At 40.0% G+C, this 12710-nt stretch carries 11 protein-coding genes and 1 pseudogene; 11 read left to right on the top strand and 1 reads right to left on the bottom strand.

The window, feature by feature from the left end; genetic code table 11:
* Window positions 1–3: 3 nt before the first annotated feature.
* The 8 genes from walK to CFK37_RS06345 all read left to right on the top strand — a co-directional run bounded on the left by walK (window position 4) and on the right by CFK37_RS06345 (window position 8573).
* Window positions 4–1836: a cell wall metabolism sensor histidine kinase WalK gene (gene walK / locus CFK37_RS06310; RefSeq protein WP_089061056.1), complete on the top strand. Its 1833-nt coding sequence runs from the start codon at window positions 4–6 to the stop codon at window positions 1834–1836.
* Complete coding sequence (locus tag CFK37_RS06315; RefSeq protein WP_089061057.1) at window positions 1833–3152, top strand: YycH family regulatory protein; 1320 nt, start codon at window positions 1833–1835, stop codon at window positions 3150–3152. Before walK ends, CFK37_RS06315 begins: the two co-directional genes overlap by 4 nt.
* Window positions 3133–4083 carry a two-component system regulatory protein YycI gene (locus tag CFK37_RS06320; protein ID WP_089061058.1) on the top strand — a complete coding sequence of 317 codons (951 nt, stop codon included), beginning with the start codon at window positions 3133–3135 and terminating at the stop codon, window positions 4081–4083. Before CFK37_RS06315 ends, CFK37_RS06320 begins: the two co-directional genes overlap by 20 nt.
* Window positions 4080–4877, top strand: coding sequence for an MBL fold metallo-hydrolase (locus CFK37_RS06325; RefSeq protein ID WP_089061059.1), 798 nt, complete (start codon window positions 4080–4082; stop codon window positions 4875–4877). Before CFK37_RS06320 ends, CFK37_RS06325 begins: the two co-directional genes overlap by 4 nt.
* A gap of 40 nt (window positions 4878–4917) precedes the next feature.
* Complete coding sequence (locus tag CFK37_RS06330) at window positions 4918–6126, top strand: S1C family serine protease (RefSeq protein WP_089061060.1); 1209 nt, start codon at window positions 4918–4920, stop codon at window positions 6124–6126.
* A 205-nt stretch (window positions 6127–6331) separates the two neighbouring features.
* Entirely contained in the window at window positions 6332–6775 is a 444-nt protein-coding gene (locus CFK37_RS06335; protein ID WP_089061061.1) for a MarR family winged helix-turn-helix transcriptional regulator, read from the top strand.
* Between the two features lie 2 nt (window positions 6776–6777).
* Window positions 6778–7743, top strand: coding sequence for an ATP-binding cassette domain-containing protein (locus CFK37_RS06340; RefSeq protein ID WP_089061062.1), 966 nt, complete (start codon window positions 6778–6780; stop codon window positions 7741–7743).
* The gene (locus CFK37_RS06345) at window positions 7743–8573 is read left to right on the top strand and encodes an ABC transporter permease (RefSeq protein WP_089061063.1); all 831 of its coding nucleotides are present in this window, start codon (window positions 7743–7745) and stop codon (window positions 8571–8573) included. Before CFK37_RS06340 ends, CFK37_RS06345 begins: the two co-directional genes overlap by 1 nt.
* Window positions 8574–9268: 695 nt before the next feature.
* Here the strand turns inward: CFK37_RS06345 and CFK37_RS06350 are convergent.
* A complete protein-coding gene (locus CFK37_RS06350) occupies window positions 9269–9637 on the bottom strand; it encodes a DoxX family protein (protein WP_089061064.1) in 369 nt (122 codons plus the stop codon).
* Between the two features lie 544 nt (window positions 9638–10181).
* Between CFK37_RS06350 and CFK37_RS06355 the strand changes: the two are divergent.
* The 3 genes and pseudogenes from CFK37_RS06355 to CFK37_RS06365 all read left to right on the top strand — a co-directional run bounded on the left by CFK37_RS06355 (window position 10182) and on the right by CFK37_RS06365 (window position 12704).
* Window positions 10182–11896: pseudogene (locus CFK37_RS06355) on the top strand (ABC transporter ATP-binding protein).
* 164 nt (window positions 11897–12060) lie between these two features.
* Complete coding sequence (locus CFK37_RS06360; RefSeq protein ID WP_089061065.1) at window positions 12061–12312, top strand: hypothetical protein; 252 nt, start codon at window positions 12061–12063, stop codon at window positions 12310–12312.
* Window positions 12313–12434: 122 nt separating this feature from the next.
* On the top strand, window positions 12435–12704 hold the full coding sequence (locus CFK37_RS06365; RefSeq protein WP_089061066.1) for a hypothetical protein: 270 nt from the start codon (window positions 12435–12437) through the stop codon (window positions 12702–12704).
* Window positions 12705–12710: the final 6 nt, after the last annotated feature.

Raw genomic sequence — 12710 nt, forward strand, 5'->3', positions numbered from 1 at the left:
TGTATGAAGAAAGTAGGCTTTTTTAGATCGATACAATTAAAGTTTATTGTTATTTTTATTTTATTGTTATTAATTGCAATTCAAATTATTGGATCGTACTTTGTTGGTAATTTAGAAGAAAAACTTAAATCCAACTTTATGGATTCAATCAATGACAGGGTTGAGTACTTAAGTTCAAATCTTGAACAAGCCTTTGCCAAGGAACGAATAGAGGGTGAAGAAGGCGTAACCCTTGAGGAAGATGTACAAAGCATTGTAAGTGACGTTGACCCAGCAGATATCACGAGCCTGCAGGTTGTCGATCTGCAAGGCCGGGTTCTTGGGACCAACGATATTTCACTGACGGATTCAGTTGGTAAGAAAACTTCGAATCCGCTTATTCTTGATGTTTTATTATTTGGGACAACAAAAGAAAAAGTTTATTTGGATAGTGAATCAGGGGAAAGAAAATTTGTCAGGTCTGTATCACTTAAAAATAACAGCGGTGAGGTTGTAGGTGCAATATTCTTAGAAGCCTCCATGGCAAGTGTTTATAAACAGCTTGAAAACATAAATCAAATATTCCTGCAAGGCTCCATTTTAGCTGTTACCGTATCGGCATTAATTGGAATATTAATTGCCAGAACCATTACTAAGCCGATTAAAGAAATGCGGCGCCAGGCACAGACAATGGCCAAGGGAGACTTCTCACAAAAGGTAAATGTATATAGCTTGGATGAAATAGGGAATCTCGCAGAAACATTTAATGATTTAAATGATAGATTACGCCATTCACAGGCAACAACGGAGGAAGAACGGCGAAAGTTAAGTTCAGTTCTATCCAATATGTCCGATGGGGTAATTGCAACTGACCATAAGGGCGCGGTTACGTTAATGAACGATGCTGCAGCAAAACTGGTTGAAGAAGATCCAGATGATATCAAAGGCAGATTTTTACTGGATGTCCTGCAGTTAAGCGATAAAATAGTTGATATTTCTGAACTGCAGGATACAGGATCCATGATTATTGACTATAGTGATGAGGATGATATTTTTCTTGTTCGTGCCAATTTCTCGATTATTTCAAATGAATATGAAGAAATTACTGGATTTATTACGGTTATCAGTGATGTTACGGAGCAGGAAAAGGCTGAGCAGGAACGTCGCGAATTCGTTTCTAATGTATCCCATGAACTGAGAACACCGTTAACAACAATGCGCAGTTATATTGAGGCGTTAACTGAGGGCGCCTGGGAAGACAAAGAAATTGCACCGAAATTCCTTGGTGTAACACAAAATGAGACTGAACGAATGATTCGTATGGTCAACGATCTTCTGCAGCTTTCAAAAATGGATCACAAAGAATATGGACTTCATAAAGAACGGACAGATTTTATTAGCTATCTGCATCAAATTATTGATCGATTTGATATGAATGTTTCTGAAAAAATTGATCTTAAACGGGATCTGCCTGGTGGACAGTATTTTGTTTATTTAGATAAAGATAAAATGACACAGGTGCTTGATAACATTATTTCAAATGCTATAAAGTATTCGCCTGATGGCGGTTCGATTCGTTTCAAAGTAGAAAAGCAAAAGTATCAGCTAATCATAAGTATTAAAGATGATGGTCCGGGAATCGCCTACGAAAAATTGGACAAGATATTTGAACGTTTTTACCGTGCAGATAAAGCGCGGAATCGTAAGGTTGGGGGCACGGGTCTTGGTCTTGCGATTGCCAAGGAATTGGTTGAAGCTCACCACGGCCGGATTTGGGCAAAAAGCAAAGAAGGTAAAGGGACAACAATTCTCTTTACACTTCCGCTAATGAATCAGAAGCGGAGGAATATTTCATGAAGCTGGAATCAGTTAAATCCTTTACGTTAACTTTATTGGTTGCGATTAGCTTATTACTCACCTTTGGTCTATGGACCTATCAGCCGAGCAATGAGATACTAGAGGACCAAAATTTCCAACCAAGTATAGATGTTGGTGGGTCAGAATTGAAAAAGCAGGATCTAATAAGTCCAGAAACGGTGCTATTCCATGCAAATGGCGGGCACTACGGCTATTCAGATCCAAGCTATCGGGAGAACCTGTATAAGGACATGCATTCATGGACCTTAACTAATCTTCAGGCAACAGAGGAAACCGACCAACCTGATAATAATAATAGGGTAATGGAGATAATATTTCCGGAATCTCTGCCGATGCAACTTTTACCAACCATTTTTGACATGAATGATTCGGATTCGGGGGAACTGCCGATACGATCATTTAACCAAATTGATATTACATTTAATAGAGAGCAGAAGATATTGAATTTGCACTTTATTTCCGAAAGCGGTCGGGAGCAGGCAATTGCCACGGTTAACGATAGTAGTAAATATGATAAAATGTGGAAGCAAATTACAGAGAAAGAACATTTAAGCAAATTAATAGCCTATGATAAAGGTGAGCAGCAGATTTATATACCTCTTAACAATAAGACGTTGTTAAAAAGGGATATTACGGTTGTTCCAATTGAAGAAAATAAGATGGTTAAAGCGTTATTTCCTGAATCATCATTAGTCAGTAAATCAGGAAATTACTATAATGATGATAGACGTGATATGAGAGTAGAGAATAACGGGAAAAGTATTGCTTTTACGAACCCAACTAACGCCAACTCCATTCAAATTAATGTACAGGAATTGTTGGATCAAAGTGTGAAAAGTATTAATGATCATAAAGGATGGACAGATGATTATAAGCTTGTTCATATTGACCAGCAATCAAACTTGATTAGGTACCGTATGTATTATGATGGTTATCCAACGTATAGCAGCTCTGATCTGACTATTATTGAGCAGAAATGGAAGAACGCTAATTTATTCAAATATAATCGGTCGTTAATCAACCTCAAAGAAGTGATTAACGATAAGGAGGTAACGCTTCCATCGGGTAGTGAACTCATTGCCTACTTGGAAAATGAATTTTCTAAAGCATATGACCTTGATCAAATTAAAGATATAAAGATAGGTTATCAGTTTATCTCTAATAATAATTCATCCCTTTCCGTGACACTTGAACCCGCATGGTTTGTGAATCTTAACGACATGTGGCTGCCAATTGATTTTGAAGAACTGGAACCAGAGAAGGGAGGAGCAATAGATGCAGTGGACGCAAATTAAGACACTTTTTATTCTCTGCTTTCTTGTTCTTGATGTTTTTTTACTGGTTCAGTTTATTCAAAAGCAGGATAAGGAAGATTTAGAAGTGCTGAAGGATGAACAAGAAGAATCCATTCAAAAAAAGCTGGCAGCAGATGATATAGAAATACGCACGGAGCTGCCTGAAGAGGAACTGACAGGGTCCTATATCTCGATTAACCAACAAATATTCAGTGAAGAAAATAGAAGTATGGTTAAATCCACAGAAGATCAGGAAACGGCGATAATTAACAATGATTTTATTATTTCACGATTAAAAGAACAAGTATCAATCGATAGCGAATCGTCCGACGAGGAAATTGAATCGCTTGTGAAGGAAAAGTTAAAGATTATCTCACCGGATAGTTATGTTTTCTGGGACTGGAATAAAGAATTGAATGTATTGCTTTTCTTTCAGGAAAAAAAGAAAAAGCCTCTTTACTATAACCGAAATGGCCTGATACTGGTCTTTCTTAATGATAGAAATGAAATCAGCTTTTACACGCAGGCGTTGCTTGGGGACGTTGAGAAAACGAAAAGCCAGAGGAAGCTGTCACAGCCAATCCAGGCTATTGACGTTCTTTATCAAAAGAACAGTTTAAATCCTGGTGATGAAATAACTAAAGTTGATATCGGCTACTATACAAGAATTCCGCTAGAGAATGTAACACAAGTATTTGCACCAACCTGGAAGATTACAGTGAACAATGAACGCAATTACTTTGTAAATGCGCTGGAGGGATATATATTCTCAAGCAATGATTTGACATTTTTGGGCGATACGCTGTCGAAGGGCATCATTTCCAAAGTAAATACAATTCGGGATAATAAAGATTTAAAACAATATTTTTTGACCAAATTAACAAAACGAATTGAGATAATTGATGAAATAAATCGGAGTGAATCGGAATGACTTTACGTTTTAGTGTACTAGCATCCGGAAGTACGGGGAATGCTTTTTATATCGAATCTGATCAGGAGAGGCTTCTTGTTGATGCTGGGTTAAGCGGCAAGCAAATGGACAAGCTTCTGAGTGAAGTACGGGTTGATCCAACTAAACTAACTGGCATATTGGTTACACATGAGCATAGTGATCATATAAAAGGTCTAGGAATCATTGCTCGTAAATATAATTTACCTATCTATGCGAATGAGAAGACGTGGAAGGCAATGGAAAACTCAATTGGCAAGATTTCATTGGACCAGAAGTTTCATTTTGGCATGGAAGAGGTTAAAACCTTTCACGATATGGATATTGAATCATTTGGTGTGTCCCATGATGCAGCTGAACCGATGTTCTATACATTTCGCCACAACAATAAAAAAGTTGCATTGGTGACAGACCTTGGCTATGTATCGGAACGAATAAAGAAGACGGTTGAAGATGCAGATGCCTACATATTTGAGGCGAATCATGACGTAGGTATGCTGCGGATGGGGCGTTATCCATGGAATGTGAAGCGGCGCATCCTTGGAGATTCAGGCCATGTATCCAATGAGGATAGTGGGCTGGCACTATATGATATTATTGGTAATCGAACAAAACGTATTTATTTAGCACATTTAAGTCAAGATAATAATATGAAAGACCTAGCCCGTATGTCGGTTAGTAATGTGTTAGAAGAACGTGGCGTTGCAATCAATAAGAGAATTAAGCTTATGGATACAGACCCGAAAAAGGCAACTGACTTATATGAAGTAATATAAGTACGGCTAGGCGCCACGTGAGAATGAAAGGGATGATAGGATGGATTATTATCATGATCAGGATCCACCACCAGGTAAAAGGCCAAAGAAAAGCAAAGGCTGGCTTTTCCCTGTTCTTGTAGGAATTATCATTGGTGTCTTAGTCGTAATTATTGCCATGCCTTCCTTGTTGAAGTCAAATCTATTGCCACAAGCGTGGACTAACAATACGGAAACGGATAATGGTACTTTAAATCAGGACTCAAGCAACAGTTATGTTAATGTTGACGTATCCACGCAAGTCACGGATGTTGTCAACAAAGTCGCCCCAGCAGTTGTGGGAGTGATTAATATTCAACAACAAATGGACTTTTGGCAGGATCAGGCGAGTGAAGTGGGGACAGGATCCGGAGTAATTTATAAAAAAGAAGACGGAAATGCCTATATCATTACCAATCACCACGTAGTTGAGGGTGCAGATACTGTTGAAGTTGTCCTTTCTAATGAAAAACATATCGAAGCAAAAATAATGGGCAGTGATTTATTTTCCGATCTGGCGGTTCTGCGCGTAGATGGAAAGCATATCAAACAAGTTATTCAAATGGGATCTTCCGAAAATGTTAAAGTTGGCGAGCCAGCGATTGCAATTGGAAATCCATTGGGTATGAAATTTTCAGGATCGGTTACCCAAGGTGTGATTAGCGGGAAACAGCGGACAATCCCACAGGACTTTAACCAGGATGGCCGTGCAGACTGGCAGGCGGAAGTTCTCCAGACCGATGCAGCGATTAATCCTGGGAACAGCGGCGGTGCTCTAATCAATATCGATGGGCAGCTAATCGGGATTAACTCCATGAAAATTAATGAAACATCTGTTGAGGGAATCGGATTCGCTATCCCGATTGATACCGCAAGACCACTTGTGAATGAACTTGAAAAAAAGGGAGAAATCACCAGACCATACTTAGGTGTTGAAATTTATTCACTTGAGGAAGTCCCGCAATCTGAATGGGATAGTACGCTTAGTCTGCCAAAAGGTGTTGACGGCGGAGTCTACATCTGGAGTGTGGAACGTCTTTCACCAGCGGACCAGGCTGGTCTCAAACGGCTGGATGTTATTACACAAATAGACGGAAAAAAAGTAATGAACATGATTGAATTACGAAAAATCCTCTATCAGGAGAAAAAGGTTGGCGACGATTTAAAAGTTACCTTCTACCGCGATGGTAAGAAACAATCAACAACCGTTAAATTAGGGCAGCAGCGCTAAGTGAAATATAAAAGTAAACCCTCCATCTGCCATGGGGGGTTTTGGCTTGCCCGATTTTTCGTGGGAACAATTTGAGTTTATTTGACATCTTCAAACATGCGAACATTTGTGCATATGTGGATAAATATGTGGATAATTTCTGTTCTTGAATAAACAACGATATATGCTATATTAATTAGTATACGAAATAATTGAGGTGGACCATGTGACTGCAAATAATGGCAAGGATATTGCTGAACTGTTCCGAGAGATTAATGCACTTATGAAAAAGCGACTGCGCGAACAGCTGCACGGGAAAGGATTAACGCCACCACAAATGATGACGCTGCATTTGCTGTCAGAAAATGAACCTATGCGTGTTGGTGATTTAAGTGATCGTTTGAAATTGGCGCCCAGTACCGTTTCAAGTATCCTTGATCGTTTAGAAAAAAACAATTTTGTGATACGATGCCGGAATAAAAACGACAGAAGAATTGTGGAGATTTATTTATCAAAGAAAGCAGAGGAATTACAAGACTCATTCAGGCAAATCATTGATCAATTTATGCAAACAATTACAGCGGGAGCAACTGAACAGGAGTTACACGACATACGGATAGGCCTACAGACTATGCGAAGATTACTCATGAAAGAGGTTGAGGGGGAGTAACGTTGGCAACGATTGTTGAAGTGAATGATTTACGAAAAAAGTACAAAGGTTTTGAAGCGGTAACCGGTGTGAATTTTGCAATTGATGAAGGGGAGATTTTTGGCTTTCTCGGACCGAATGGTGCTGGAAAAAGCACTACCATTAACATGCTGTCGACGATAATTAGACCAACTGGCGGAGAGGCAACGATAAATGGTTTTGATATTGTAAAGGAAAAAAATAAGGTAAGAGAAAGTATTGGATTAATTTTTCAGGAATCGACGCTTGATGAAAAACTGTCAGCAAATGAAAATTTAATGCTTCATTGTCGTTTTTATAAGGTACCTAAGGAAAAGCGAGAGGAACGAATAAAAGAGGTACTTGAAATTGTTGACCTATCAGAAAAACGGAAACAAATTGTAGAAACATTTTCTGGCGGAATGAAACGCCGTCTGGAAATTGCTCGCGGACTACTGCATTACCCGCGCGTTTTATTTCTTGATGAGCCCACCGTGGGATTGGATCCACAAACGAGGAATCATATTTGGGAATATATTCTGCGTTTAAAGAAAAAGGCTGGCATCACAATTTTTCTAACGACACACTACATGGATGAAGCGGAAATATGCGACCGTGTAGCGGTTATGGATAATGGAAATTTAATTGCGCTCGATACCCCCGAAAGGTTGAAGACCAATGTCGGCGGTGACATTATTGAAATTCGAACAGTTGATAATGAAAAAGCAAAGAGCGTTATAGAAGAGGAGTATAGTCTTGAGGCCAGCGAGGCAGATGATACATTAACGTTCCAGGTAGAGAAAGGAAATGAATTTCTTGTTCAGTTTGTAAAGGAATTCACTGTTGGTATTACAACTGTAAATCTGCGCAGGCCAACACTTAATGATGTATTTTTACAACTGACTGGTCGTGAAATCCGTGAAGAATCTGTTAAAAAGAATGACATCAAAAAGATGAGGAGGGGCCATTAATGGAGGCAATTTATGCAGTGTGGCTTCGTGATGTTATCAAGTTCTTTCGTGATAGGGGACGTCTGATTGGTTCCTTCGCCATGCCGTTTATGTTTTTGATTTTATTCGGAAGCGGCATGAGTGGTGCGATGCAGGCAATGCTTGGCGGAGGTTCCGGTGGCGGCGCTCTTGCTGACTTTGATTTTGTTGAGTTTATGTTCCCGGGGATTATTGGAATGACAGTATTTAATACGGCGATATTTTCCGCTTTATCTGTAGTGCAGGATAAAGAATTCGGGTATATGAGAGAAATTCTTGTTTCGCCGATGTCGCGCGTGTCCATTGCGATAGGGAAAGTTCTTGGTGGGACGACTGTAGCGGTTATCCAAGGGCTAATGATGCTGATATTCGTTCCGTTTATTGGTGTTTCGCTGACATTTTCCATGGTACTGCAGCTGATTCCAATCATGTTCCTTGTTGGATTTACCATTTCGGCAATCGGTCTGTTAATTGCAAGTTCACTGAAAACGGCACAAGGCTTTCAAATGGTGATCCAAATTCTATTATTCCCAATGCTATTCTTGTCTGGGGCGATGTTTCCATTAAACGGACTTCCTGCATGGATGGATTTTATTGTGAAAATTAATCCGCTAACATATTCGGTAGATATGTTTAAGGAAATTATCCTGCAGCCTGAAACGATGAGTGCCCCCCTTAGACAGGCGATGGGACTGGATCTCAAGGTATTTAACCATATTATCACCTTCACCGAAGAAATTATCGTTGTCGGGGTTATTGGCGCAGTTTTTATTGTTGCTGCGACAATGAAGTTTTCAAAAGCTGAGGCATAATAAGAGGCTGGGACAAAAGTGTTTTAGCCAGAGAGAAATCCGAACTATGATTCAATTCTTTGATTAGAATTTGAAGTAGTTCGGATTTTTCTTGTCTGTTTTTGTAAACTTAAAGCTAAAAAGTATGCGCTGGATTGTTTTCCGCTGCGGACCGTTGCGCAACTTAGGGAACGGCTTCAGCCTTCATTATTTAACCACTCTGCGGGGTCTTCAGCACGCGCTGTTCTAAGCAGGAGTCAACAGTCCAGAGCGTAAGACATCACGGACTTGCTATATAATACTGTTTTGTCTAATGACATATTAGCGGAGGAAAAACACGGAGACTCCTCGAAAAAGAAAAGCACTTTTTCTTCGTGCGATGCTTATTCGGGGAAGCATTCCTTGTCCTGTGGGAGCAGAAGCCTAGATGAGACCCCGGAGAGCGTCAATAATGAAGCCCGACTAAAACCGCCCTTTGCGGGCAACGTCGGCTACCCCTTGCCGGGGCGAGGAGGCTCATCGGCTCCCCACGGAAAGCGCAGTGTTTTTCCGCAGCGGTGACAAGGCACCGAACATGATAGTTAGTTTCGTCACAGAAGTTTATGTCAACTGCTTATTAAGATCCGATAGTTGAAAAGAAACGTTCTAAACTTCCACCCCTTGATCGTTCGTCTTTTAAGTTGAACATTTTAGTTTTGTCTCAGCCTCTTTACAAATTACCTAAATTTACGTCCCCGTACATGGGTGAAAAGTAATAATAATAGGATCAACATTACAATATCAAGTCTTGCCATGTATAAAAATTGAAAGAACCCCTGTCCAGTAAGATACGGCAGCTTTGTTAGGATTATTGCTGCAATCATTATAATAATTAGTGGCACGGTGGCTTCTTTTACGTAAAATCCCCCGGCTATTAAGGCACCACAGACAATTTCTGCTAGCGCAACAAGCAGCAGAACTGTCGTTGAAGATGGTATGCCCAGGTTGGCAAAGGTAGTTTGGAAATCATCAAATAATAATTTAACAATACCGGTAACAATAAATACATACCCAACCGCATAGCAGATCCATTTACTCATTGGCATCCTCGGATCACCCCCAATTCGGTTCCTTACTTATGCGTCCGCTTCTGACCAGTTGCCTGCGCTTTTCTTGTCTATAGCTGCGGCTCCTAGCGGCTAGCAAATAGCCCACTGAAAAAGTTAAATATGGTACAAATATGTGGATCAATCACCGCATCTTGAATATACTGCGCTTTCCGCGGGCGAGTGACGAGCCTCCTCGGACTGCCGTCCTGCGGGGTCTCATCGATCTCTCACTTCCCGCAGGAGTCTCCGTATATTCAAGATGCTAGTTGATGATGAAAAGCTATATTTTTAATATCCACCACTTTTTCAGTGGACTCGCTAGCAAATAGTTAGTCCTGATGAATGTGCGTAAAGTCCGACGCACGTTCACAGTCCTATCTATTTGTACGCCGCTAACCAGTCGCCTCCGCTTTTCTAATTTATATGCGGGGCTTGGGCAAACATTCTGGGTATTTTTAAATGGATATGATGGGTCGACTATTGCTATTCGACATGATTAGACTTATAATTTCTCTTATACAAAGAAAAGGAAGTGCAATACGTGATTCAACGCTTTTTTTCCTATTACAAACCACATAGAAGATTATTTATGATAGATTTTGGCTGTGCAGTAATCGTTGCAATTTTGGAGCTGGCCTTCCCTGTAGCGGTTCAAAAGTTCATTGACCTGCTATTGCCGAAAGGTGACTGGGACTTAATTGTCCTTGTCAGTGTCGGGCTGTTATTCGTTTATTTACTTAGCACATTTCTTCAATATATTGTGACTTACTGGGGCACAAGCTCGGGGTAAATATTGAAACAGACATGCGTCAGCACTTGTTCAACCATGTGCAGAAGCAATCATTCCGCTTTTTTGACAACACGAAAACCGGACATATCATGAGCCGTATCACTAACGATTTATTCGATATTGGTGAGCTTGCCCACCATGGCCCGGAGGACTTTTTCATTGCCATCATGACCTTTGTTGGCGCCTTTTGGATTATGTTCACATACAATGTCAAGCTAGCATTGATTATTCTGTTTGTAGTGCCGATTCTGGTCTGGTTAATTACCTACAGTAACATTAAAATGAATGCGGCATGGAAAAAGATGTACAAGGACATAGCTGATGTGAATGCGCGTGTAGAAGACGCAGTATCAGGAGTACGCGTTGTTCAGTCATTTACCAATGAAAAACATGAAATGACTCGTTTTACAAAAGATAACTATAGCTTTCGTGCAGCGAAAATTGGTGCATATAAGGTTATGGCTTTTGTCCATTCGAATATTTATATGATGATGCGATTAATTGTATTGATTGTTTTAGTTGTAGGGTCTTGGCTGAATTTTCACAACGAAATTTCCAATGGTGACCTTGTCGCATTTATTTTATTTACCAATGTACTGTTTAAGCCGATTGAAAAAATCAGTGCGCTTCTTGAGCTGTATCCGAAGGGGATGGCTGGATTCAAACGTTTTACAGACATGCTTGATGTTAGCCCAGAAGTGGTCAATCACAAGGGTGCACATGAGGTCGATGTATTAAAAGGTGATATCAAGTTTAAGAATGTTACATTCGGTTATGAAAAAACACAGTCGGCAGTCTTGAAAGATTTAAGTTTTTCTGTTGAGGCAGGTGAAACCATCGCATTTGTCGGACCATCAGGTGCGGGGAAAACAACAATTTGTTCTCTTATCCCGCGTTTCTACGATGTAGATAGTGGCAGCATCAGCATTGACGGTTTAGATTTGCGCGAAATGACAAAGGAATCACTTCGTCACCAAATCGGGATTGTGCAACAGGATGTATTTTTATTTACAGGTACATTACGGGAAAATATTGCATACGGCAGACTCGATGCAACCGATGAGGAAATCGAGAAAGCAGCATATCAGGCCCATATGGTTGATTTCATTAACGAATTGCCACAGGGCTATGAAACACAGGTCGGCGAGCGTGGCTTGAAGCTTTCAGGCGGGCAGAAGCAGCGCATTGCTATTGCTCGAATGTTTTTAAAGAACCCACCGATCCTGATTTTGGATGAAGCAACATCAGCACTCGACACAGAAACAGAAATGATTATCCAAAAGGCATTAACGGAACTGGCAAAAGATCGGACAACCTTGATCATCGCCCATCGGTTAGCAACAATAAAGAATGCTGACAGGATCATGGTTGTTACGAAAGAAGGTATTGTAGAGCAAGGGAACCACGATGAATTAATTGCACGTGACGGTATCTTTGCCAACCTTCATAAAGTACAGATGCAATAGCTATATCTGAGAACCTAGCTAAAAGTTGGCTGGGTTCTTTTTGTTTGAAATAATCTAACCACTGTTTATTGATTATTCAATAGGATTCGGAAATGTTATCATAAATTAGGCTAATTAATGTTAAAATTAAAGAAAATGAAAATAACTGAGGAGGCTTACATAAAATGAATAAACTTAACTTTTCCTCACTGGTTTTATTTTTAATTTTTGCTGTGCTGTTTTTATTAATGGGAAGCGGCTTTGCATTTTGGTCACTAGGCAAAATTGTTATTATTGTGATGGTCTTACTTCCAATAATAGGAGTTATCCTGGCTATAAAAGGATCAGGCTGGAGCAAATGGTTGTTATTCTTGTTAAACGTCGTTGCACTTGGATCCATGGTGTATATTTTCCTTCATGCATTTGGGATTCTGTAAACCATAAAGGAAGGGTTCTCTTTGATAGAAGTGCATTTGTCGCGCGAACCAAGTGTTGGATTTTGATGAACATATGGACATATACGCTGGCGTAAAACCAGCAATAAAAATGGAGGTAGAAGATGACCCCACTAATACTTACACTTGTATTTCTGATTATTTTTGTTATCTCAATTTTTATAAACGTTAAGAAGCGAAGGGCTGCTGGAATTACCGGGCTTAAAAGTGGATTATCATCCATTTGTTTATACGCAGTTGCATTAATTAACGTGGTAGGGTATTGGTTTGACGTGTTGGGAATAGCAAGCTGGCTGCTTACATTCGGCTTAATTCTTGCAGCAGCCTATTTTACCAAATACCTTCCACAGTACCATGATAAAACGGAAAGCTGAGAAGAG

The organism is Virgibacillus phasianinus, from assembly GCF_002216775.1.
GTDB classification, from domain to species: Bacteria; Bacillota; Bacilli; order Bacillales; family Amphibacillaceae; genus Virgibacillus_F; species Virgibacillus_F phasianinus.

Excerpts from the sequence above, each read along its gene's own strand:
- walK (WP_089061056.1), top strand. The coding sequence starts at position 4 with ATGAAGAAAGTAGGCTTTTTTAGATCGATACAATTAAAGTTTATTGTT.
- CFK37_RS06315 (WP_089061057.1), top strand. The coding sequence starts at position 1,833 with ATGAAGCTGGAATCAGTTAAATCCTTTACGTTAACTTTATTGGTTGCG.
- CFK37_RS06320 (WP_089061058.1), top strand. The coding sequence starts at position 3,133 with ATGCAGTGGACGCAAATTAAGACACTTTTTATTCTCTGCTTTCTTGTT.
- CFK37_RS06325 (WP_089061059.1), top strand. The coding sequence starts at position 4,080 with ATGACTTTACGTTTTAGTGTACTAGCATCCGGAAGTACGGGGAATGCT.
- CFK37_RS06330 (WP_089061060.1), top strand. The coding sequence starts at position 4,918 with ATGGATTATTATCATGATCAGGATCCACCACCAGGTAAAAGGCCAAAG.
- CFK37_RS06345 (WP_089061063.1), top strand. The coding sequence starts at position 7,743 with ATGGAGGCAATTTATGCAGTGTGGCTTCGTGATGTTATCAAGTTCTTT.
- CFK37_RS06350 (WP_089061064.1), bottom strand. The coding sequence starts at position 9,637 with ATGCCAATGAGTAAATGGATCTGCTATGCGGTTGGGTATGTATTTATT.
- CFK37_RS06360 (WP_089061065.1), top strand. The coding sequence starts at position 12,061 with ATGAATAAACTTAACTTTTCCTCACTGGTTTTATTTTTAATTTTTGCT.
- CFK37_RS06365 (WP_089061066.1), top strand. The coding sequence starts at position 12,435 with ATGACCCCACTAATACTTACACTTGTATTTCTGATTATTTTTGTTATC.